General features: G+C 65.3%; 20 protein-coding genes, 1 other RNA gene and 1 pseudogene. 11 read left to right on the top strand and 11 right to left on the bottom strand.

What is annotated here, in order from left to right; genetic code table 11:
• Window positions 1-95: 95 nt before the first annotated feature.
• Window positions 96-824: pseudogene (locus A5707_RS07125) on the bottom strand (mycofactocin-coupled SDR family oxidoreductase); the annotation flags it as partial.
• 212 nt (window positions 825-1,036) lie between these two features.
• On the opposite strand from A5707_RS07125, the gene A5707_RS07120 reads away from it, so the two are divergent.
• Both A5707_RS07120 and A5707_RS07115 read left to right on the top strand, forming a co-directional pair.
• Window positions 1,037-1,501, top strand: a complete 465-nt coding sequence (locus A5707_RS07120) for a DUF1942 domain-containing protein (protein WP_419866398.1) — start codon at window positions 1,037-1,039, stop codon at window positions 1,499-1,501.
• 207 nt (window positions 1,502-1,708) lie between these two features.
• Window positions 1,709-2,194, top strand: a complete 486-nt coding sequence (locus tag A5707_RS07115) for a universal stress protein (protein WP_065013808.1) — start codon at window positions 1,709-1,711, stop codon at window positions 2,192-2,194.
• A 24-nt stretch (window positions 2,195-2,218) separates the two neighbouring features.
• Here A5707_RS07115 and ssrA read toward each other — a convergent pair.
• From ssrA to prfB, 9 genes are all read right to left on the bottom strand, one after another.
• Window positions 2,219-2,586, bottom strand: a transfer-messenger RNA (tmRNA) gene (ssrA, locus tag A5707_RS07110).
• 191 nt (window positions 2,587-2,777) lie between these two features.
• Window positions 2,778-3,599, bottom strand: coding sequence for a maleylpyruvate isomerase family mycothiol-dependent enzyme (locus A5707_RS07105; RefSeq protein ID WP_065013807.1), 822 nt, complete (start codon window positions 3,597-3,599; stop codon window positions 2,778-2,780).
• Between the two features lie 22 nt (window positions 3,600-3,621).
• On the bottom strand, window positions 3,622-4,470 hold the full coding sequence (locus A5707_RS07100) for an EamA family transporter (RefSeq protein ID WP_082969307.1): 849 nt from the start codon (window positions 4,468-4,470) through the stop codon (window positions 3,622-3,624).
• Window positions 4,467-4,961 carry an SsrA-binding protein SmpB gene (gene smpB, locus A5707_RS07095; protein WP_065013806.1) on the bottom strand — a complete coding sequence of 165 codons (495 nt, stop codon included), beginning with the start codon at window positions 4,959-4,961 and terminating at the stop codon, window positions 4,467-4,469. The genes A5707_RS07100 and smpB overlap by 4 nt, the downstream gene beginning before the upstream one ends.
• A gap of 2 nt (window positions 4,962-4,963) precedes the next feature.
• The gene (gene ftsX / locus A5707_RS07090; RefSeq protein WP_065013805.1) at window positions 4,964-5,857 is read right to left on the bottom strand and encodes a permease-like cell division protein FtsX; all 894 of its coding nucleotides are present in this window, start codon (window positions 5,855-5,857) and stop codon (window positions 4,964-4,966) included.
• The gene (gene ftsE, locus A5707_RS07085; protein ID WP_065013804.1) at window positions 5,858-6,547 is read right to left on the bottom strand and encodes a cell division ATP-binding protein FtsE; all 690 of its coding nucleotides are present in this window, start codon (window positions 6,545-6,547) and stop codon (window positions 5,858-5,860) included.
• Between the two features lie 56 nt (window positions 6,548-6,603).
• Complete coding sequence (locus A5707_RS07080) at window positions 6,604-7,077, bottom strand: hypothetical protein (RefSeq protein ID WP_065013803.1); 474 nt, start codon at window positions 7,075-7,077, stop codon at window positions 6,604-6,606.
• Complete coding sequence (locus A5707_RS07075; RefSeq protein ID WP_065013802.1) at window positions 7,074-8,048, bottom strand: mechanosensitive ion channel family protein; 975 nt, start codon at window positions 8,046-8,048, stop codon at window positions 7,074-7,076. The genes A5707_RS07080 and A5707_RS07075 overlap by 4 nt, the downstream gene beginning before the upstream one ends.
• On the bottom strand, window positions 8,038-9,144 hold the full coding sequence (prfB, locus tag A5707_RS07070; protein ID WP_065013801.1) for a peptide chain release factor 2: 1,107 nt from the start codon (window positions 9,142-9,144) through the stop codon (window positions 8,038-8,040). Before prfB ends, A5707_RS07075 begins: the two co-directional genes overlap by 11 nt.
• A gap of 138 nt (window positions 9,145-9,282) precedes the next feature.
• Here prfB and A5707_RS07065 point away from each other — a divergent pair, with 138 nt between their 5' ends.
• The 6 genes from A5707_RS07065 to A5707_RS07040 all read left to right on the top strand — a co-directional run bounded on the left by A5707_RS07065 (window position 9,283) and on the right by A5707_RS07040 (window position 18,788).
• Entirely contained in the window at window positions 9,283-10,650 is a 1,368-nt protein-coding gene (locus tag A5707_RS07065; protein ID WP_065013800.1) for an FAD-dependent oxidoreductase, read from the top strand.
• A 301-nt stretch (window positions 10,651-10,951) separates the two neighbouring features.
• Window positions 10,952-14,701 (top strand): nitrate reductase subunit alpha, encoded by a 3,750-nt coding sequence (locus A5707_RS07060; protein ID WP_419866397.1) that lies wholly within the window; start codon window positions 10,952-10,954, stop codon window positions 14,699-14,701.
• Window positions 14,701-16,323: a nitrate reductase subunit beta gene (gene narH / locus A5707_RS07055; protein WP_065013799.1), complete on the top strand. Its 1,623-nt coding sequence runs from the start codon at window positions 14,701-14,703 to the stop codon at window positions 16,321-16,323. The genes A5707_RS07060 and narH overlap by 1 nt, the downstream gene beginning before the upstream one ends.
• Window positions 16,320-16,958, top strand: coding sequence for a nitrate reductase molybdenum cofactor assembly chaperone (gene narJ, locus A5707_RS07050; protein ID WP_065013798.1), 639 nt, complete (start codon window positions 16,320-16,322; stop codon window positions 16,956-16,958). The genes narH and narJ overlap by 4 nt, the downstream gene beginning before the upstream one ends.
• Complete coding sequence (gene narI / locus A5707_RS07045) at window positions 16,946-17,695, top strand: respiratory nitrate reductase subunit gamma (protein ID WP_232000651.1); 750 nt, start codon at window positions 16,946-16,948, stop codon at window positions 17,693-17,695. The genes narJ and narI overlap by 13 nt, the downstream gene beginning before the upstream one ends.
• On the top strand, window positions 17,682-18,788 hold the full coding sequence (locus A5707_RS07040) for a tellurite resistance/C4-dicarboxylate transporter family protein (RefSeq protein WP_065013797.1): 1,107 nt from the start codon (window positions 17,682-17,684) through the stop codon (window positions 18,786-18,788). Before narI ends, A5707_RS07040 begins: the two co-directional genes overlap by 14 nt.
• A gap of 138 nt (window positions 18,789-18,926) precedes the next feature.
• Here A5707_RS07040 and A5707_RS07035 read toward each other — a convergent pair whose 3' ends face one another.
• Window positions 18,927-19,265, bottom strand: a complete 339-nt coding sequence (locus A5707_RS07035; protein WP_065013828.1) for a hypothetical protein — start codon at window positions 19,263-19,265, stop codon at window positions 18,927-18,929.
• A gap of 89 nt (window positions 19,266-19,354) precedes the next feature.
• On the opposite strand from A5707_RS07035, the gene hisN reads away from it, so the two are divergent.
• From hisN to A5707_RS07020, 3 genes are all read left to right on the top strand, one after another.
• Window positions 19,355-20,134 (top strand): histidinol-phosphatase, encoded by a 780-nt coding sequence (gene hisN, locus A5707_RS07030; RefSeq protein WP_065013796.1) that lies wholly within the window; start codon window positions 19,355-19,357, stop codon window positions 20,132-20,134.
• A 96-nt stretch (window positions 20,135-20,230) separates the two neighbouring features.
• The gene (locus A5707_RS07025) at window positions 20,231-21,619 is read left to right on the top strand and encodes an acyl-CoA dehydrogenase family protein (protein WP_065013795.1); all 1,389 of its coding nucleotides are present in this window, start codon (window positions 20,231-20,233) and stop codon (window positions 21,617-21,619) included.
• A gap of 38 nt (window positions 21,620-21,657) precedes the next feature.
• A partial coding sequence (locus A5707_RS07020) for an acyl-CoA dehydrogenase family protein (RefSeq protein ID WP_197495276.1) occupies window positions 21,658-22,241 on the top strand: 584 nt, incomplete at its 3' end.

Below are 22,241 nucleotides of genomic sequence, written 5' to 3'. Positions count from 1 at the left end.
CATCCCGGGTTTGCAGGGTTCTCAAAGGATAGACCGTTGAGCGCTCTACGAACGGCTGTTCACTTCACAGCCGACGACACCGACACGACGCTTTCGTGACACATTCGGCAAAACGGGGCCAAATCGTCGGGGCCGGGATTCTTCAGGTCGGGGCGGACCATTTTGTAGAGGCCCTCGTTCAGCACCATCGGCGTGTTCACGAACGTGGGGTGCACGGAGTTGACCCGAATCATGTATTGACCCAATTCGACCGCGAACGTCCGCATGAGACCCACCACACCGTGTTTGGCGGCCACGTAATGGCCGAGACGCGGAAAGGTATATGCCTTGAACCCGTTGACCGAGCTCGTCAGCACAATCGAGCCACCGCGGCCGCCCGCGATCATATGCGGCACACCAGCTTTCACGGTCTTCCACACACCTGACAAATTCACGTCGATCATGTCCTGCCAGTCTCGTTCGCTGACTTTGTCGAGGGTGTCGCCGTCGTCGCTGCCGGCGTTGCTGATGCCGGCATTGGCCACGATGATGTCCAGCCGGCCCAGCTGCTCCGCCGCGCTGTCCACTGCGGCTTTGAGGGCGTGGTAATCACGCACGTCGATTTCGGCGGTGACAATGCGACGGTTATGGCGCTGCACGAGATCCGCGGTCCGAGCCAGATCCTCCGGGGTGGACGGCGGGTTCAAAAATTCTTCGATCGGCTTGCAGATGTCGATGGCGATGATGTCGGCGCCCTCGTGCGCCAATCGCACCGCATGCGCGCGGCCTTGTCCGCGCGCCGCACCGGTGATGAACGCGACCTTGCCATCCACGCGCCCAGCCATGATTAGCTCAATTCTTCCTTCTTATAGCCATGCCCATGCCATGAACTTCGGTATTGCCGCGGCATGACATTGCGAATAAATTCACGCCGACTGCGTCCATCATTCGAGGTCAAGCCCATGACAATGTCCGATCAGGTTTGAAATCCGCGAATTTGGATAGGCACCAGCTACCTCTTTTAAATCACAGGAACATAGCGAAGGAGTCTGACGTGATGTTCTCCAAGGTGGCCATGAAGACGACGGCAGCTGCGGCTGGCATCGCGGCGGCAGGGGTCCTGACGGCGACACCGGCGTTCGCCGACCCGCAAGTCGTGCAATTCGGCCAGTCGGCAGAAATTCCCAGCTCAAGTGGGGTTATCGACTACACGGTGGGTGACTTGCAACCCAGCGGCCACAACGACGGCGTCTGGTACTCCGATGTCACGGCCAAAAGTGTCAGCGGCTCGCCAACTCCGGTCATCGCCGATTTCAATGCGCGTGCGGTTAACAGCTCGACTTATGCGGTGATGAAGGGCAACGAGGTCGACGGCCTTCCCAACCAACCGATCGCGCCGGGGACCCAAACAACGGGGAAGCTTTACTTCGACGTTCGAGGCGGCACAGCACCCGACAGCGTCGTCTACCGGGATGCCGCCGGCGTCGACAAGGTCGTCTGGAAGGGCTCTGCCACAAGCTGACTCAACAGCAGCTCCGCGTCGTCCCTTGTACGGTGACGAGGTCAATCCGCCATATGTGGATGGCGCCATATGTGGATGGCGGTGTGAGGCCGCGTCAAAGCGGCTTTCTCGGGCCGCATGCGCCTAGGCCGGCCCAACAGGCTTCATTTACGGAGTCGAGCCGTTTAATGTCTTTTTGTCGTCGTTAGCCGACTGCTGGGAGGCGACATGAGCTATCAGACAATTGTTGTCGGGACGGACGGCTCGGCGTCGTCGTTCCGTGCGGTCGAGCGCGCAGGCATGGTCGCGGCGCAGGACGATGCAAAGCTGATCATCGCGAGCGCCCATCTCCCGACTGCGGAGAAGGGAGGCTGGTCAAGAGCGCCCGCGCCCGATCGTGTGACTGATCCGCGCGCCGCCGACAGCCTCGGGGACGCGGGGTACAAGATGCACGGCAGTGCCCCGGTATATGCGATCCTTCAGGACGCTCGCGAGCGGGCGAAAGCCGCCGGGGCGCAGAACATCGAAGAGCGGGCGATCGTCGGCGCGGCAGTCGACGCCTTAGTGAAATTGGTCGAGGAGATCAAGGCGGACCTGCTCGTCGTCGGCGACGTAGGACTGGACACAGTCGCCGGGCGGCTGCTGGGCTCGGTACCCGCCACCGTCGCCCGCAGGACCAAAGTAGACATCTTGATTGTCCACACCGCCGGATAGGCAGGCTTCTGCTCGACCCTTTCTCTGTGGAGCTGCCGGGAATCGAACCCGGGTCCTACGGCATTCCCTCAAGGCTTCTCCGTGCGCAGTCCGCTATGCCTCTACTCGGATCTCCCGGTCACACGGACTAGCCGAGATGACGATCCCAGTCGCTGTGTATGTCCCGATGAGTCCCGCGACCGAACTCACCGGTTGATCCCTCTAGCTGATGCCAGGGTCCGGGCCGAGGGCGTTCCCGGTCTGACAGACTAGCCGTCGCTTAGGCAGCGAGAGCGTAGTCGCGCTGATGTGAATCGGCGCTTAATTGGTTGCAACGACGCTTACGGTGGTCTCTTGCCTGCACCGGCACGCTTCCCTTGATTCGATGCGCGAAGTCGAAACCGTTCAGCCCCTCGCATCCCCGCCGAATCTCGGCAGGACATCCAATGGTACGCGGTTTAAAACAACAGGCCAGTCAATATTCATCCCGGCCGCGTCGGCTCACGTGAGCAGGGCGTGCCGACTGTGCGGATCGATACGCCTACCGCGGCGTGTCGCGGATGAAACCGCACAACCGCGACGGCGATGGCGCGGCTCCGGTACCTCAGATCACGTAGTTCAGGCGCTCGACGATGCGTCCACCGACCTCCCGGTCCCCGCCGAGTTCGACCGGTGCCGAGGCCACCCGTCCGCCGGCTAGCCGGGTGAACAGCAGGGCATCCATTCGGATCGTCGCCGTCGGCTCCGATCCACCGAAGCCGTCAACCACCTGGCCCCGGCCGTCCACGGCCACCCGGATGACCCGCGCCAACGGACCGGTCAGCTCGATCGCGATTCGTGACCCATCGGGCGCCTGGCCGAGTTTGCTCACCACATAGCCCATCACCGCGGCCATCTCGTCGAGCGCCAACCGCGCCGCCGGACCATCGAGTTCCGCGTCCGAGGCCGCTAACCCCAGCCCATCGCGGATGTCGTGCTCATGCATCCAGCAGTCGAAGACCCGCACCCGCATGAACCGGCCGTAGCTATCCGGGCCGGCCGGTGTCTGCGTCACCGCCGCCCAATCGTCGTCGGACAAGTCGCTCAACTGCTTGCGCCGGTCGCCCGTCACCGCCAGGAACCGCTGATGCAGGTCGGCGCCGGACTCGCCGCTGAGGTGGCGCACCCAACGCTCGTTCATGGCACCGAAGTCGTTGCGCACGTGCTCAAGTGCGGATACGTCGACGTCGGGTGTGCTCACGCCCATCAGTGTCGATTCGGTACCGATGATGTGTGCGATCACCGCGTGCACATTCCAGCCAGGCAGCGGCGTGGCCGTCCGCCACTGCTGCTCGGACAGACCGGTCAGCAACCGATCCAATGCGTCCCACGACGCGAAGAGCCCCGACAGCACGTCGGATTTGTCGAGGTGCGTCACATTGCCCATGCGGCCTGATGTTAGACGCGGGTCAAGCGGCGGTGATCATCCCCACTGCCACCATCGCCAGCGCCATGCCGGCCGCCTGCCATCGGGTCACCCGTTCGCGTAGCACCACCATCGCGAGCACCACCGTGGCCGCCGGATACAGCGAGATCAACATGCTGGCCAGCGACAGCAGCCACGCGTGCAACGCCAACAGCATGGCGACATTGGCGCAGGTGTCCAGCAGCGCGGCAGCGATCGCCAGACGCAGCGGCGTCTTGGTCGGAGGCTGGAAGTTTCCGGTCGCCGCCGCGATCGCGAAGACCAGCACGGTGGCTGACGCCCGCGCAAAAAACAGCGGCCACAGCCGGCACTCCACTGGAGCCTGATGCAGCAGCACGAAGTCCAAGCCGAATGCCACCCCGGCGCCGATGGTCAGCCAGGCCACTTTGCGGGTGAACCGGTGGGTACGCACGTCCTCGTCGTCGGGCGACTCCCGCCCGACCAGGAACACCGCGATCATGGCCACTACGACACCGACGGTGGCCATCTGACCTGGCCGCTCTCCCAGTGCCACGCCGGCGGCTACCGGAACGGCCGCGTTGAGCACCGCCGCCAGCGGGGAGACCACCGAGATCGGTCCCAGGCCCAGCGCGGTGAAGAACCAAAAAACACCGATGGCCTGGCTGATCCCGTACAGCGACCCCCACAACACTGCGCCGGGGTGGACCGGTCCGCCGGCGCTGAGCGCCAATACACCTAAGAGCACCGCCGCGATCGGGTAGGACACCAGCATGACGCGCAGCGCGGCCACCCGCCGGGAGGCCACGCCCCCGACGAAGTCGCTGACGCCGTAGCTGACCGCGGACAGCTGGGCGTACGCGGCGCCGATCAGTTCATGCCCCTAGCACGCCGACCGAGGGCACGAAGTACCTCGCGCTGGGCATCGCGGCGGGCCAGATCCTGACGCTTGTCGTGGGCCCTTTTACCGCGCGCGAGCGCGAGCTCTACTTTGACGTTTCCGCCGGTGAAATACAGGGACAGTGGCACCAGGGCGAGGTTACCATCTCGAATCTTGCCGATCAGTGTGTCGATTTGCCGCCTGTGGAGAAGTAGTTTGCGGGTTCGACGGGGCTCGTGGTTGGTCCAGGTCCCGTGGTGATACTCCGGAATGTGCAGGTTGCGAAGCCAAATCTCGCCATCGTCGACGGTGGCGTAGGCGTCCACCAACGACGCCCTGCCCTCCCGCAGGCTTTTAACTTCAGTGCCGAGCAAAACCACCCCGGCCTCGAACACTTCCAGGATCGAATAGTTGTGCCGGGCCTTGCGGTTGGTGGCTACAACCTTCCTGTCCGGCTTGGACGCGCCGGCCGGCTTCTTGGCCACCGCTACCGCCGTACGTACACGCGCAAGGTCGCGTAGGCGGTCAGCCCGGCCACCGCCGCGCCGACCAGCAGCAGAAGCGGAGAGATATAGAGGATGTCGGCGTAGTCGATCCGGGCGATCAGATTGGCTTGATAGAACTGGTTGAGCGCATTCTCCAAAAACAGCGCGCGCACCAGGATCAGCCCGACAACCGCGATGATCACCCCGACGGTGGCGGCCAGGATCGCCTCGACCAGGAATGGCAGCTGGGTGTACCAGCGGGTGGCACCGACCAGTCGCATGATGCCGACTTCGGTGCGCCGGGTATGCGCCGCCACCTGAACCATGTTGGCGATCAACAGAATCGCCCCGATGGCCTGCACCAACGCGACGGCAAACGCGGCGTTGCTCAAACCGTCCAGCACCGCGAACAGCCGGTCGATCAGTTCCTTCTGGTTGAGCACGTTGAGCACGCCGGGCTGGCCTTGCATGGCAGCGTCGAAACCCTTGTGCTGCTCCGGGTTTTCCAGCTTGACGATGAACGACGCCGGAAACGAATCCTTGCCGGCCACGTCTTTGTATTGCGGGAACTTGTAGATCGCATCGTCATAGGCCTCGTCGCGGTTGAGGAACCGCACCGATTTGACGTCGTCGCGCGCCTCGATCTTCTCGCGCAACGCCTTGCACGCGGCGCTGTCGCAAGTCGGGTCGTTGGCCGAGATGTCCTCGGTCAAGAAGACCTGCGTTTCCACCCGATCGAGGTAGATGCTGCGGGAGTGCTCCGCTAACCGCACCACCAGCAGCCCGCCGCCGAACAGCCCGATCGAGATGGCGGTGGTCAGGACCATCGCAATGGTCATGGTGACGTTGCGACGAAGACCGGTGAGAACCTCGTTGAACAGGAAGCCGAATCGCACTTAGCGGTCCATCCCATAGACGCCGCGCTGCTCGTCACGCACCAGCCTGCCCAACGACAGCTCCACCACACGCTGCCGCATCGAGTCGACGATGTGGTGGTCGTGGGTGGCCATCAGCACGGTGGTCCCGGTGCGGTTGATGCGCTCCAACAAATCCATGATGTCGTTACTGGTCTCCGGGTCGAGGTTGCCGGTGGGCTCGTCGGCCAGCAGCACCAGCGGCCGGTTGACGAATGCGCGCGCGATGGCGACCCGCTGCTGCTCGCCGCCGGACAGTTCGTGCGGCAGGCGGTTGGCCTTGCCGGACAGCCCGACCATCTCCAGCACGTCGGGCACCACGCGGACGATGGTTTCACGCTTTTTGCCGATGACCTCCAGCGCGAACGCGACGTTTTCGAAGACCGTTTTCTGCTGCAGCAGCCGGAAGTCCTGGAAAACGCAGCCGATCACCTGCCGCAACTTCGGGATGTGACGTCCGGGCAGCGTGTTGACGTGAAACTTCGACACGCGCACGTCGCCGGTGCTGGGGTTTTCCGCGCCCAGCAGCAGCCGCATGAACGTCGACTTGCCGGAGCCCGACGGGCCGATCAGGAAGACGAATTCACCCTTGTCGATCTTGACGTTGATGTTGTCCAGCGCTGGACGCGCCGACGATTTGTACTGCTTGCTGACATGGTCGAGGGTGATCATCACGGCACGCCAGTGTAACCGGGAGTTTTGATAAGTCGCGCCAGGCCAGCGGGGGGTCAGCGCGGCGGCGCCGGTGGCGGCGGGAACGGCGCGGGGTGCGGCGGTGCCGGCACCGGCCCGGGCGGTGGCGGCGTGGTCGAGGTGCCAGGACCGAAGGGCGGCGGCAGAACCGGCAATTGGAACGGCGGCGGCGGCGGGGTCGTGGTCGTGGTGGTCGTCGTCGGTGGAGTCGTGGTCGGCGGCGAAGTTGTCGTCACCGGCGGCGGCTGCTGCAGTCTGCTGCGCGGCACCCAGGTGTAGTTGGGGTCGGGCACAAACCCCGGCGGCACTACCTGGGTAGCCGGTACCTGGCTGGGCGTCGACTCCGACTTATCCGAATGCTGATGGGTGTCGTAAATCCACCACAACCCGATGAAGGCGACGACGAGCACGGCAGTCGACGTGCGCACATGGCCGCCGAGGAAATAGCCCGGCCACGTGCGGTCCTTATCTTCAGCGGGCTTCTTCAACGGGTTCAGTGTCAGCTTCACCGCTTGTCCACCGGTTCCTCAACGTCCTGCTCGGCATTGCTGGCGAGCGCGCCGACAGTCGGCCGCGCTTCGGCCGCGCTGACGATGCCGGCGCGGGCCAACGCCCGGATCACCAGCACGCGCAACTCTCGGCCCGCCTGGAACTGCTTGCCGGGCAACGTGCGGGCTACCAACCGCAAGGTGACCGTGTCGACCTCGATGCTTTCCACGCCCATCACCGTGGGCGCGTCGAGCAGCAACTCCCCCAGCACCTCGTCGTCGCGCGCGTGCTCACACTCTTGGCGCAGAACCTCGTTGACCTGGTTGAGGTCGGCGGTGGTCGGTACCGGGATGTCGACGACGGCCCGCGCCCAGTCTTTGGACAAGTTGATCGACTTGACGATCTGACCGTTGGGAACGGTGAACACTTCGCCGTCCGGAGAGCGCAGCTTGGTCACCCGCAACGTGACACCCTCGACGGTGCCCGCAGCGTCCTTGGGCGACCCCAGAATGGTCAGCTCAACCAAATCGCCGAACCCGTACTGCTTCTCGGCGATGATGAAAAACCCGGCGAGCAGGTCCTGCACCACCCGCTGAGCACCGAAACCCAGCGCGGCGCCCAGCACGGTCGCCGGCGCGACCAGCGACCCCACCGAAAACTTCAGAATGTCGGCGATCTGGATGATGACGACGACGGCGATCATCACCACCGACACCCAGGAGATCACCGCCGCGACCGCCTGCCGGTGCTTGGTGGCCTCCGACCGCACCAGCGCATCGCTTTCGGCGAACCCCACGTCGAGACGCTGAGTCACCTTCTGCGCCGCCCACGTGACGAACCGGGCCGCCAGCACCGCAGCAATCAGCACCAGCACGATGTGCAGGCCGCTGGTGAGGATCCATTCACGCGCGCCACCGCGCCAGATGTCACGGAGCGGCTGGACCGATGCCAGGGTCTTGGTCATCGCCAAAACTGTTGTGTCAGTCGTCATCTCGCCTGTTACGCCACCGGATTCCCGCTTCCAGGAAGCCGTCGATGTCGCCGTCCAGCACGGCCGTCGGATTGCCCACCTCGTGCTCGGTACGCAGATCTTTGACCATCTGATACGGGTGCAGTACGTACGACCGCATCTGGTTACCCCAGGAGCTGCCGCCATCCCCCTTCAACGCGTCGAGCTCAGCGCGTTCTTCTAAGCGCTTGCGTTCCAACAACTTTGCCTGAAGCACCCGCATCGCCGCAACCTTGTTCTGCAGTTGCGACTTCTCGTTTTGACACGTGACGACGATCCCCGTCGGAATGTGAGTGAGCCGCACCGCCGAATCCGTGGTGTTCACCGACTGGCCGCCGGGCCCGCTGGACCGGTACACGTCGACACGGATATCACCTTCGGGGATGTCGATGTGATCGGTGGTCTCCACCACCGGAAGCACCTCCACCTCCGCGAACGATGTTTGGCGCCGACTCTGGTTGTCGAACGGGCTGATCCGCACCAACCGGTGGGTGCCCTGTTCGACCGACAGCGTGCCGTAAGCGAACGGAGCGTGCACGGCAAACGTCGCGCTTTTGATGCCGGCCTCTTCGGCGTAGGACGTGTCGAACACCTCGACGGGATACTTGTGCTGCTCGGCCCAGCGGATATACATCCGCATCAGCATCTCGGCCCAATCGGCGGCGTCCACGCCGCCTGCACCCGAGCGGATCGTGACCAGCGCCTCACGCTCGTCGTAATCGCCGGACAGCAGGGTGCGGACCTCCATGGCCTCGACGTCAGCGCGCAGCGCCTTGAGTTCGGCATCGGCCTCGGCGAGCTCGTCGGCACTCCCTTCTTCGGCGGCCAGCTCGTAGAGCACCGGCAGGTCGTCGAGGCGGCGGCGCAACTCCTCGACACGCCGAAGCTCACCCTGAGCATGCGACAACTCGCTGGTCACCCGCTGCGCGCGGGACTGGTCGTCCCAGAGGTTGGGGTCGGACGCCTCGTGCTCGAGCTTTTCGATGCGGGAACGCAAACCGTCGACGTCGAGCACCCGCTCCACCGTGGTCAGGGTGGAGTCAAGGGCAGCCAGGTCGGCCTGACGGTCGGGTTCCACAGCTGATTACGTTACCGGCGCCGAAGTTGAGGCCGCCGACGCGTGGCGACGATGCGGGCCGTGGAGCCGGGCCCGATGAGAAGCCGCGCCATTGAACTGCAGGCGGCTGGGCTGGGCCGACGTTTAGCATCGAGGATTATGCGCCCATACCACGTCGCGATCGTCGGCTCCGGTCCCTCGGGATTCTTCGCGGCGGCATCCCTGCTGAAGGCCGCTGACTCCTCGGATGACATCGATGTGGCCGTCGACATGCTGGAGATGCTGCCCACGCCGTGGGGCCTGGTGCGTTCGGGCGTCGCGCCCGACCATCCCAAGATCAAGTCGATCAGCAAGCAGTTCGAAAAGACCGCCGACGACCCGCGCTTCCGCTTCTTCGGCAACGTCGTGATCGGTGAACACATCGAGGCCGCCGAGTTGGCCGACCGCTACGACGCGGTGATTTATGCGATCGGGGCGCAATCCGACCGTTCGCTGGGCATTCCCGGTGAGGATCTGCCGGGCAGCGTCGCCGCCGTCGATTTCGTTGGCTGGTACAACGCCCATCCGCACTTTGAGCAGATGTCGCCCGATTTGTCCGGCGCCCGCGCCGTCGTCGTCGGCAACGGCAACGTCGCCCTCGACGTCGCGCGCATTCTGGTCAGCGACCCCGACGAGCTGGCCCAGACCGATATCGCCGATCACGCGTTGGATTCGTTGCGCCCATGCGGTGTGCAGGAAGTGGTGATCCTCGGTCGGCGCGGTCCGCTGCAGACCGCGTTCACCACACTGGAGTTGCGTGAGCTGGGCACGTTGGCGGCACTCCAAGGAGTCGACGTCGTCGTCGACCCCGCGGATTTCGAAGGCATCAGCGACGAGGACGCGGCCGCGGTCGGCAAGACGTGTAAGCAGAACATCACGGTGCTGCGCGACTATGCGACCCGCGAACCCCGCCCGGGCAACCGCCGACTGGTCTTCCGGTTTTTCACCTCCCCTATCGAAATCAAGGGCGACGGAAAAGTCGAACAGATCGTGCTTGGGCGCAACGAGCTGGTCAGCGACGACAACGGGCGCGTGGTTGCCAAGGACACCGGCGTGCGCGAGGAGCTACCGGTGCAGCTGGTGGTGCGCTCGGTGGGCTATCGCGGTGTGCCCACTGCGGGCCTGCCGTTCGACGACAAAAGCGGGATCATCCCGAACAGCGGCGGCCGGGTGGCCGACAGCCGCAACGAATATGTCGTCGGCTGGATCAAGCGCGGACCGACCGGGGTGATCGGCACCAACAAGAAGGACTCGCAAGACACCGTCGATGCGCTGCTCGACGATCTGTCGAAGGCCAGCCTCGCCGACTTCGGCGCCGACCACGCCGACAAGCTCGCCGAGTGGCTCGCCTCGCGTCAACCGAAGCTGGTTACCGACGCGCACTGGAAGCTGATCGACGAATACGAACGCTCGGCCGGCGAGCCGCACGGGCGACCGCGCGTCAAACTTCCCAGCTTGACCAAGCTGCTGCACATCAGCCACGGCTAACTCGACGAACGCGAATTCTGCGTTATTACAACACTTCTGGTGTCGTCATCGACACGGCTCGACGGCGGGGCGACCCGCCGGTTCTGAATTTTCACATGTACAACCTGTAGAAATGATCAGCAACCTCCCAATCTTTCGCGGCGACCAGTGGTATACCGAGAGGGGCTGGTGTTATCAGCGGAATCGAAGCGGCACCTAACGGTTTGAACGCTCGGGATCTGTTGCTCGACCGGAGGTGTCACCGGCGTCGATCCCCCCGGATCGACGTAGTGCGATGCGCGAGAGAGCCGGGGTGAGCGGGTTGACGACAATCAACGATCGACCGACAGCAAGCGACGAGCACGGCGACGGCAGGCCGCCGCGTGGTGAGCTGGCACCGCTGCTGCCGGGCGGGCAACCCGTCGAATCGCTTCTGCGCAAGGCGCAGTACTTCACCGCGGGCACGCCCACCGCCGACCACCGCGAGGTGCATCGCCGCGGCGGTCGTGGCGCCGAGGAGTTCTACCGCGAACGGTGGCGGCACGGCAAGGAGGTCCGCTCGACCCACGGGGTCAACTGCACCGGCTCCTGCTCGTGGAAGGTCTACGTCAAGGAAGGCATCATCGCCTGGGAGACCCAGGCAACCGACTACCCGTCGGTCGGTCCGGACAGCCCCGAATACGAACCGCGGGGATGTCCGCGCGGTGCGTCGTTTTCCTGGTACACCTATTCGCCGGCCCGCGTGCGCTACCCCTACATCCGTCAGCCGTTGCTCGAGATGTGGCGCGAAGCTCGTGGCCGCCTGGGAGATCCGGTCGAGGCGTGGGCGGAGATCACTGCTGATACCGAGCGCGCCGCCAGCTACAAGCAGGCCCGCGGCAAGGGCGGGTTTCTGCGGACGACGTGGGACGAGGTCAGCGAACTGATCGCGGCCGCGCACGTGCACACGATCAAGACTTACGGCCCGGACCGGGTCGTCGGGTTCTCTCCGATTCCGGCGATGTCGCAGGTGTCCTATGCCGCCGGCACCCGGTTCCTGTCGATGATCGGCGGGACGATCCTGTCGTTCTACGACTGGTACGCCGACCTCCCGCCCTCCTCGCCGCAGGTCTACGGCGACCAGACCGACGTGCCGGAGTCCGGCGACTGGTGGAACGCCGCCTACCTGATCATTTGGGGCACCAACCTGCCGATCACCCGTACCCCCGACGCCCACTTCATGGTCGAAGCCCGATACCGCGGCCAGAAGGTCGTCGTCGTCAGCCCGGACTACTCCGACCACACCAAGTTCGCCGACGACTGGCTGGCCTGCGCGCCCGGTACCGACGCCGCGCTGGCGATGGCGATGGGGCACGTGGTGCTGTCCGAGTTCTTCCGGGACCGCCAGGTGCCCTACTTCCAGCAGTACGTCAAGACCTACACCGACCTGCCGTTCCTGATCACGCTGCGAGAGCGCGACGGCGCCTATGTGCCCGACCGATTCCTCACCGCCGCCGATCTCGGCCATGACGACGAGCGCGCCGTGCACCAAACCGTGCTGCTCGACGCGGCGACCGACCAACCCGTCGTCCCCAACGGCACCCTTGCCGATCACTTCAGCGACGCCGGCAAAGGCAAGTGGAACCTCGACCTCGGTGACATTGACCCGGTGCTGACGTTGCACGGCCGCTCCGACGAGGCGGTCGAGGTGGACCTGCCCCGCTTCGACATCGGCGAAACCGAAGGCGGCGGCGTGATCCGCCGCGGCGTTCCAGTACTGCGGATCGGCGATCGTCTGGTGACGACGGTGTTCGATCTGCTGATGGCCCACTACGCGGTTCGCCGCGACGGGCTGCCCGGCCAGTGGCCAACCGGCTACGACGACGCCTCCCAGCCCTACACGCCGGCCTGGCAGGAGGCGATCACCTCCGTACCGGCGGCGGCTGCGGCGCGGGTTGCGCGCGAATTCGCCCGCAGCGCAGAGCTTTCCGAAGGTCGATCGATGATCGCGATGGGCGCGGGCACCAACCACTGGTTTCACTCCGATCAGACCTACCGCACCTTCTTCACGCTGACCATGTTGTGCGGCTGTCAGGGCGTCAACGGCGGCGGCTGGGCGCACTACGTCGGTCAGGAAAAGGTGCGCCCGCTGACGGGATGGCAGCAGGTCGCGTTCGGGCTGGACTGGCAGCGGCCGACCCGGCACATGACCGGCACCTCGTTTTTCTACTTGCACACCGACCAGTGGCGCTACGAGCAGTTCGGCGCCGACGAACTGTCGTCCCCGCTGGGCCGCGGCCTGTTCCGCGGCAAAGCCAACGCCGATGCGCTGGCCCAAGCCTCCCGGCTGGGCTGGACGCCGACCTTTCCGACTTTCGACCGCAACCCGCTGGATCTGGCCGATGCGGCGGCAGCCGCCGGCAAGAATGTCGCCGACTATGTGGTCGACGAATTGACCAGCGAACGTTTGCATTTCGCGGGCGAGGATCCGGACAACCCGGTGAACTTCCCCCGGGTGCTGACGGTGTGGCGGGCCAACCTGTTGGGGTCATCGGGCAAAGGCATGGAGTACTTCATGCGGCATCTGCTGGGCACCCACAACGCCGTGCGCGCCGACGAAAGCCCCGAGGAGCTGCGACCGACCGAAGTGCGTTGGCGCGACGAGGCACCGCGCGGCAAGCTCGATCTGGCGGTGACCCTCGACTTCCGGATGACGAGTACCTGCACGTATTCCGACATCGTGTTGCCGGCCGCCACTTGGTATGAGAAATACGACATTTCGACCACCGACATGCACCCGTTCGTGCACTCGTTCAATCCGGCCATCGCACCGCCGTGGGAGGCCCGTACCGACTTCGACACGTTCGCCACCATCGCCCGCGACTTCTCCCGGCTTGCCGCCAAGCATCTGGGTACCCGCACCGATGTGATCGCCGCGCCGCTGCTGCACGACAGTCCCGACGAGCTGGCCCAGCCCGGCGGCGTGGTGCGCGACTGGCGGTACGGCGAGTGCGAACCGCTGCCGGGCAAGACCATGCCGAAACTGGTGACGATCGAACGCGACTACACCGCGGTCGCCGCCAAGATGGCCGCGCTGGGTCCGCTAGTGGACACCGTGGGCACCCCGATGAAAAGCATCATCTGGAAACCGACCGGAGCAATCGACTGGCTGTGCCGGCGTAACGGCATCGTGCACGGCGGTGTCGCCGACGGGCGACCGTCGTTGGCGCGCGACGTCCATATGGCCGAGGCCATCCTGGCATTGTCGGGCACCACTAATGGCCGAGTCGCGCTGCAGGGCTGGGAAGCGCTGGAGGAACTCACCGGCGTGCAGTTAAGCGACCTGGCCGAGGAACGCTCCGGTGAGCGGATCACCTTCCACGACACTCAGGTGCAACCCCGCGCGGTGATCACCTCGCCCGAGTGGTCGGGCAGCGAGGCCGGTGGGCGGCGCTACTCGCCGTTCGTCGTCAATGTCGAACGCAAAAAGCCGTGGCACACCCTGACCGGACGGATGCACTTCTTCCTCGACCACGACTGGATGGCCGAATACGGCGAATGGCTTCCGGTGTACCGACCGCCGCTGAACTACGCGCGGCATTTCGGCGACGAGGCGCTCGGCGAGGAGGGCCGCCCCGAGGTCACCGTGCGCTATCTCACCCCGCACTCGAAGTGGTCGATCCACTCGGAGTACCAAGACAATTTGCATATGCTGCGGCTGTTCCGCGGCGGGCCGGTGATCTGGATGAGTCCGGCCGATGCCGCGACGATCGGGGTCGCCGACAACGACTGGATCGAGGCCTACAACCGCAACGGTGTGGTGGCCTGCCGGGCCGTCGTCACCCACCGCATGCCCAAGGGCACCGTGTTCATGTACCACGCGATGGACCGCCATCTGATGACCCCGAAGTCCGAGGTGTCCGGCTGGCACGGCGGCGGCGACAACTCGCTGACCCGGCTGACCATGAAACCGACCCACATGATCGGCGGGTACGCCCAATTGTCGTTTGGCTTCAACTATTACGGCCCGACCGGCAACCAGCGCGACGAGGTCACCGTCATCCGGCGTCGCTCGCAGGAGGTGCAGTACTGATGCGGGTGATGGCTCAGGTGGCGATGGTGATGAACCTCGACAAGTGCATCGGCTGCCATACCTGCACGGTCACCTGCAAGCAGGTGTGGACCAACCGCCCGGGCACCGAATACGTCTACTTCAACAACGTCGAAACCAAGCCGGGCATCGGCTATCCCAAACGTTACGAGGACCAGGAGCGGTGGCACGGCGGCTGGACGCTGGACCGCAAGGGGCGGCTACAGCTCAAGGCGGGCGGGCGGCTGCGCAAGCTGCTGTCGATCTTCTACAACCCCGACCTGCCCAGCATCGACGACTACGGTGACCCGTGGACCTACGACTACCAAACCGTGATCGACGCGCCGCTGGGCACCGCGAACCCCAGCGCGCATTCGATTTCCGCGCTGACCGGTCGCGACGTAACGGTTAAGTGGGGCAGCAACTTTGACGACGACCTGGCCGGCGCGCCGGAACTGGCCGTCGACGATCCCAACCTCGCCGGCCTGCAGGAACAGGTCAAGATGGAGTTCGAGCAGGTGTTCATGTTCTACCTGCCCCGCATCTGCGAGCACTGCCTCAACCCCTCGTGCGTCGCGTCCTGTCCATCTGGGGCGATGTACAAACGCGCCGACGACGGGATCGTGCTGGTAGACCAGGATCGTTGCCGCGGTTGGCGATTCTGCGTGTCCGGATGTCCCTATAAGAAGGTCTATTTCAACCACCGCACCGGCAAGGCCGAGAAGTGTACGTTCTGCTATCCGCGGACCGAGCAAGGGCTGCCGACGATCTGCTCGGAGACCTGTGTTGGCCGGCTGCGGTATCTGGGCCTGTTCCTCTACGACGCCGATAAGGTGCTCGACGCCGCCGCCACACCCGATGCGCAGGATCTTTACCAAGCCCAACTCGACGTGTTCCTCGACCCCAACGACCCGGCCGTGCAGGCCGAGGCGGCGCGCGCCGGCATTCCACACGACTGGATTCAGGCCGCGCAGCGCTCCCCGGTCTATGAGCTGGCGGTGCGGCACAAGGTTGCGCTGCCACTGCATCCGGAATATCGCACGCTGCCGATGGTTTGGTACATCCCGCCGCTGTCGCCGGTGGCCGACGTCGTCAACGCGGCAGGCTATGACGAGAACAACCCCGACAATGTTTTCGCCGCGATCGACGCGCTGCGTATCCCGGTGGAGTACCTGGCCAATCTGTTCACCGCCGGCGACGCCGAGGTGGTGCGCACGGTGCTGCGCAAGCTGGCCGCTGTGCGGGCGATTCAGCGCGCCGGGCAACTCGGCTTGGACGTCGACGAGGGTCTTCCCGCCTCGGTTGGCGCCACCGCCGATGACCTCGACGACCTGTATCGACTATTGGCGATCGCGAAATATGAAGAGCGCTACGTGATTCCGCCTGCCCACACCGAGGAGGCGGGGATCTTGATGGGCCAGCACGAACAGCTGTTCTGCAGCCTCGACACCGACGGCGGCCCCGGCATGGGCGGAATGGGCCCGCCTGGACCGCACGGCGTCGGCTCCTATCGCCCGTCGACCACTCCCCCGGAAAGCACCAGCCCCGCAACCGGGTTCAACTTGCTGAACTGGAACGGCAGAGACCGCGACGCGCGGATGTTCCCAGAACCGGGCACCGCATGAACCAGCAGACCATCAAGTTGGCGTCGGTGCTGCTGCAGTATCCGACGGCGGCGCTCTTCGACGGGCTCGACGCACTGGACACGTTCGCGGCCGGGGCCGGCCCCAAGCCGGCGCGCGAGGCGTTTAGCCGGTTTCTGGGCTGGCTGCGCGCCACGCCGCCCAACCAGGTCGCGCAGCACTACGTGCGCACGTTCGATCTGCACCGCAAGTGCACGCTGTATCTGACCTACTACCGCTACGGCGACACCCGCAAACGCGGGATGGCGATGGTCATCTTCAAGACCGCCTATCGCGACGCCGGCTTCGTCCCGTCCGACGACGAGTTGCCCGATTACCTGCCGATGGTGTTGGACTTCGCCGCGCTGTGTCCGCGCGGCCAGCGGCTGTTGTCGGCGCACCGCCCTGATCTTGAGTTGCTGCGTCGCAACTTGACCAAGGCCGAGTCGCCGTATGCCGACCTGGTGGCCGCCGTGATCGCCGATCTGCCCGGGCTCGGCAAGCGCGAATTGGACCAGGTGCGGGCCGCCTGGGAATCCGGTCCGCCGCGGGAAGACGTCGGACTGGAGCCGTTTGCGCCGCCGGAATACCTTGCTGGATACGGCGCTCGAAGTGGAGGCGATCCATGGGACAGCTGAGCACGTGGAGCATCTGCTGGTGGGTGATACTGCCGTACATCGCGATCGCCGTCTTCATCGTCGGCCACATCTGGCGGTGGCGCTACGACCAATTCGGCTGGACCAGCCGCTCGACCCAGCTTCAGGAGCGTCGGCTGCTCAAATGGGGATCCCCGCTGTTTCACTACGCCACGTTCGCCGCGATCGGCGGACACGTCCTGGGCATCCTCGTTCCGAAGTCCGTCACCGACTGGCTGGGCATTCCCGAAACGTTGTACCAGGACTTCTCGGCAGTCGCCGGCTCAGCCGCTGCCATCGGCATCCTGATCGGCGCCGGGATCCTGACCTTTCGCCGCACTGCTGTGCCCCGGGTCCGCGCCACCACCAGCCCGGTGGACTACTTGGCGCTGATCCTGCTCGGGATCATCGTCCTGCTCGGCATCTTCTTGACCCTGGGACTGCAGGACACCTCGCACTACGAGTACCGCAACACCGTCGGGGTGTGGTTTCGCAGCCTGTTCGCCTTCCGCCCCAACGTCAAGGCGATCATGAGCGCGCCGCCGCTGTATCGGGTGCACGCCATCGCGTCGTGGGCGATTTTCATCGTCTGGCCGTTCAGCCGTCTGGTTCACGCGTGGAGTTACCCGCTGTGGTATCTGTGGCGGCCCTATATTGTCATCCGCAGCCGCGTTGCCAGGCCTCCCCAAGAGCCAGGAACCAGCGGGCGGAGATGGCGGAAGATCGGTGTCCCTTACTGAGGCAGACGGCACGACCGGTGTTCGGGAAGCGGTAAGAACCCTCAACCCCGGCTACTTCGCGCTGGTGATGGCCACCGGCATCGTGTCGATCGCGATGCACAACCACCATGCCTACACGTTCTCGGTGGTATTGCTGTGGCTGGCCGTCGTCGCGTTCGTCGTCTTGGTGGCGGCTACCGCCGTGCGGATCATCGCGTTCTGCTCCGACTTCATCGCAGACTTGCGGGACCCGCGACGCGCGTTCGGGTCATTCACGTTTGTCGCGGCCGTCGACGTGCTGGGCACCCGTTTGGCCATCGACACCCACTACCGGCTCGCCTCCGCGCTGCTGGTTGTCGCGTGGCTGGCCTGGCTGGTCCTGGGCTACGTCGTGCCGTGGGCCGCGGTGGTACGCACCACGCACCGGCCGGTGTTGCAGCACGCCAACGGCAGCTGGTTCATCTGGGTGGTCGCCAGCGAGTCGGTCGCTGTACTGGCCGCCGCGCTCGAGCCCGAATTAGACACGGGCCGAAGAGAATTGGCGCTGCTCGCGGTGTTCTCCTGGTCGGTGGGCGTGTTCCTCTACGCCGCGGCCGGCATTTTCGTCGGCGCTCGCATTCTGCTCTACGGGCTGAAGCCCGAAGACCTCACGCCGCCGTATTGGGTGTCGATGGGCGCGACCGCCATCACCGTCGTCGCCGGCGCACGGATCGTGGAGATGGCATCCGCGCCGATGGTCGACGCCACCCGCGGTCTGATCGCCGGAACATCGGTGGTGTTCTGGGCCTTCGGCACCTGGCTGATCCCGCCACTGATCGCGGCCGGCGTGTGGAAACACGTCGTGCATCGCATTCCCCTGCGCTACGAGGGACCGCTGTGGAGCGTGGTGTTCCCGCTGGGCATGTACGGGGTGGCCGGCGACTACCTGGGCAAGACCGATCATCTGCCGATCGTGGAGTACATCGGCGCCGACGAAAGCTGGATCGGCCTGGCCGCCTGGGCGCTCACATTTGCCGCGATGATCCATCATCTGATCACCACGGTCTTTGGCGCGTCGTCTAGGCGGCGACGCGTCGCCGAGCAATCCGACGCCCAAGTGACCGGCGCCCTTTGACGTTGCTCCCCCGAGCGCGGTTCAGTCGCGATGACAGATCTCTGGACATTGAGTGTGAAAGTAGGGCGGAATTTCCGCGATTCCACCGCCCAGGTTTCACACTCAAAGCCCAGCTTTCACACTCGATGGCAGGAGTCGCTAGGTGGCGGGCGCCTCGGGCCGCTGGGGCGGCGCCAGACTCCAGTTGTCCGGATTCTTCGGTGAGTACACCACCGGCATCAGCTGACCCATCGTCGGCCAGTCCTCGACATTGACTTCCATGCGCTGGTAGACGGCGTGCTCGTTGACCGTCGGTCCGTTGATCACGCCGGCGATCGTGACGTACTGCTGACCGGTGGCGTCGGGTCGCGGACTGACGCCGGTAACCAGCAGCGTGCCCTGCACCGCGTCGCCGCGGGGTCCGCGCCGGATGAACCTCGGGGCCAAAAACACAGCCAGAATCGCGATCAGCAGTAACAGCACACCGACTTCCCACACGCCGCCCATGGTAGGACTGCAGGAATGACGCCCCTAGCCCATGCCGACGACGATGATGGCGGCGCAGCCGGGATCGAGGAGCGGCATCAATGACCGACGACGATCTCGCGGTGGCGTTGGCGCTGGCTGACCGCGCGGACGCGGTCACGTTGACCCGGTTCGGCGCGCTGGACCTGCAGGTCGACACGAAACCCGATCTCACGCCGGTGACCGACGCAGACCGGGCCGTCGAAACCGCAATGCGCGAAGCGCTCGGCCGCGAGCGGCCCACCGACAGCATCCTCGGCGAAGAGTTCGGTGGCTCCACCACTTTGACCGGGCGGCAATGGATCGTCGACCCGATCGACGGCACCAAAAACTTCGTGCGCGGCGTGCCGGTGTGGGCCAGCTTGATCGCGTTGCTCGACGACGGCGTGCCCACGGTCGGGGTCATCAGCGCGCCCGCGCTGCAGCGGCGGTGGTGGGCTGCTAGCGGTGCAGGTGCATTTGCGACGGTCGGCGGTTCGGCACCGCGACGGCTCACGGTGTCGTCGGTAGCAGAGCTGAGCGCGGCGAGCCTGTCGTTCTCCAGCCTGTCTGGGTGGGCGCAGCGCGGTCTGCGGGAGCACTTCGTTGCGCTCACCGATGCGGTGTGGCGGGTGCGGGCCTACGGCGATTTCTGGTCGTACTGCCTGGTGGCCGAGGGCGCGGTCGACGTCGCCGCCGAACCCGAGGTCTCGGTTTGGGACCTGGCTGCGCTGGACATCCTGGTGCGGGAGGCGGGCGGCGCGTTCACCAGCTTGGACGGCACCGCCGGCCCCCACGGCGGCAGCGTGGTGGCCACCAACGGCTCGCTGCACGACGAGGTGCTGAGGCGATTGCGCAGCTAGCAGCGGTGTGAAGTATTTAACAGGTACGTCTATCTTACTCCAGAGTAAGATAGGGCGCGTTAGCCCAACGACAGTGCTCAATAAAAGGCTGCTGATATGACCAACACCCTCCCCGCGACCAATGGACGCCCCAAGCGAACCGGCCGTAAGACCGCCGTTGGTGAGCACAAGCACAAGCGATCCAGCATCGACATCGGCATGGCGCTGCTCACGCCGCTGCTCGGCCAAGAGTTCCTGGACAAATACCGCTTGCGCGATCCGCTCAACCGGACGCTGCGCTACGGCGTCAAGACGGTGTTTTCCGCCGCCGGCGCCACCAACCGGCAGTTCAAACGCGTCCAAGGGCTTCGCGGCGGGCCGACGCGGCTGAAGGCAAGCGGCAAAGACTACTTCGACCTGACGCCCGACGACGATCAGAAGCTCATCGTCGAAACCGTCGAGCAGTTCGCCGAGGAGATCCTGCGGCCCGCCGCCCACGACGCCGACGAGGCAGCGGCCTATCCCGCGGATCTGGTCGCCAAGGCGGCCGAGTTAGGGATCACCGCCGTCAACGTTCCCGAGGACTTCGAAGGCATCGCCGAACACCGCTCCAGTGTCACCAACGTGCTCGTCGCCGAGGCGCTGGCGTATGGCGACATGGGGCTGGCGCTGCCGATCCTCGCCCCGGCCGGGGTCGCGGCCGCGCTCACCCATTGGGGCAGCGCCGATCAGCAGGCCACCTATCTGAAGGAGTTCGCGGGCGACAACGTTCCGCAGGCCTGCGTGGCGATCGCCGAACCGCACGCATTGTTCGATCCGACCAACCTGAAGACCACCGCGACGCGCACCCCCAGCGGCTACCGGCTCGAAGGTGTCAAGTCGCTGGTCCCGGCGGCCGCCGACGCCGAATTGTTCATCGTGGCAGCACAACTCGACGGCCGGCCGGCGCTGTTCATCGTCGAGTCGTCGACTGAGGGTCTGACTGTCAAGCCCGACCCGAGCATGGGCATCCGCGCCGCCGCCCTGGGCCAGGTCGAGTTGGACAAGGTGTCCGTGCCACTGAGCGCCCGCCTCGGCGAGGACGGCGCGAGCGATGCGGACTATTCGGAAGCGATCGCCTTGTCGCGGCTGGGCTGGGCCGCGCTGGCCGTCGGCACCTCCCATGCCGTGCTCGACTACGTCGTCCCCTACGTCAAAGAACGCGAAGCCTTCGGCGAGCCGATCGCCCACCGGCAATCGGTTGCGTTCATGTGCGCCAACATCGCCATCGAGTTCGACGGCATGCGGCTGATCACCTGGCGCGGCGCCGCGCGTGCCGAGCAAGGTCTGCCGTTCACCCGCGAAGCGGCGCTGGCCAAGCGGCTGGCCACCGACAAGGGCATGCAGATCGGCTTGGACGGCGTGCAGTTGCTCGGCGGCCACGGCTACACGAAGGAACACCCCGTCGAACGCTGGTACCGCGACCTGCGGGCCATCGGCGTCGCCGAGGGTGTCGTAGTGATCTAGCCGTCATTCAATTCCTCTTCGCAACCGAAAGTCTGGTCATGGCAATCAATCTGGAAATCCCGAAGAAGCTGCACCCGGTCATCGACAATGCGCACTCCGCCGGTGCCGAGCTCATGCGGCCGATCGCCCGCAAATACGACCTGAAGGAGCACGCCTACCCGGTCGAGCTGGACACCTTGGCCCACATGTTCGAGGGTGCCGCCGCGTCCAACACCCTCGGCATGGCCGGAGCCGACGCGTTTCGTAGCAGCGAAAGCAGCGAAGAGAACCGCAACGGCGCCAACATGGCGGCGGTGCTGCAGACCCTGGAGGCCAGTTGGGGCGACGCGGCGATGATGCTGTCGATCCCCTATCAAGGATTGGGTAACGCGGCCATCTCCGGGGTGGCCACCGACGAGCAGCTGCAACGCTTGGGCAGGGTGTGGGCGGCGATGGCCATCACCGAACCGGGCTTCGGCTCCGACTCGGCGGCGGTGTCGACGACCGCCAAGCTCGACGGCGACGAGTACGTGATCAACGGCGAAAAAATCTTCGTCACTGCGGGTTCGCGCGCCACCCACATCGTGGTGTGGGCGACCTTGGACAAGTCGCTGGGCCGCCCGGCGATCAAGTCGTTCATCGT

Origin of the sequence: Mycobacterium kyorinense (assembly GCF_001672775.1) — a bacterium.
Classification (GTDB): domain Bacteria; phylum Actinomycetota; class Actinomycetes; order Mycobacteriales; family Mycobacteriaceae; genus Mycobacterium; species Mycobacterium kyorinense_A.
Note: the sequence above shows the minus strand (reverse complement) of the source record. Positions and strands in the feature narration are given on the sequence as shown.

What these genes read in the sequence shown, in the direction of transcription:
- hisN (WP_065013796.1), top strand. Translation starts at nt 19,355, where the DNA reads ATGACCGACGACGATCTCGCGGTGGCGTTGGCGCTGGCTGACCGCGCG.
- A5707_RS07115 (WP_065013808.1), top strand. Translation starts at nt 1,709, where the DNA reads ATGAGCTATCAGACAATTGTTGTCGGGACGGACGGCTCGGCGTCGTCG.
- narJ (WP_065013798.1), top strand. Translation starts at nt 16,320, where the DNA reads ATGAACCAGCAGACCATCAAGTTGGCGTCGGTGCTGCTGCAGTATCCG.
- A5707_RS07120 (WP_419866398.1), top strand. Translation starts at nt 1,037, where the DNA reads ATGTTCTCCAAGGTGGCCATGAAGACGACGGCAGCTGCGGCTGGCATC.
- A5707_RS07025 (WP_065013795.1), top strand. Translation starts at nt 20,231, where the DNA reads ATGACCAACACCCTCCCCGCGACCAATGGACGCCCCAAGCGAACCGGC.
- ftsE (WP_065013804.1), bottom strand. Translation starts at nt 6,547, where the DNA reads ATGATCACCCTCGACCATGTCAGCAAGCAGTACAAATCGTCGGCGCGT.
- narI (WP_232000651.1), top strand. Translation starts at nt 16,946, where the DNA reads ATGGGACAGCTGAGCACGTGGAGCATCTGCTGGTGGGTGATACTGCCG.
- A5707_RS07075 (WP_065013802.1), bottom strand. Translation starts at nt 8,048, where the DNA reads ATGACGACTGACACAACAGTTTTGGCGATGACCAAGACCCTGGCATCG.
- A5707_RS07065 (WP_065013800.1), top strand. Translation starts at nt 9,283, where the DNA reads ATGCGCCCATACCACGTCGCGATCGTCGGCTCCGGTCCCTCGGGATTC.
- A5707_RS07105 (WP_065013807.1), bottom strand. Translation starts at nt 3,599, where the DNA reads ATGGGCAATGTGACGCACCTCGACAAATCCGACGTGCTGTCGGGGCTC.
- narH (WP_065013799.1), top strand. Translation starts at nt 14,701, where the DNA reads ATGCGGGTGATGGCTCAGGTGGCGATGGTGATGAACCTCGACAAGTGC.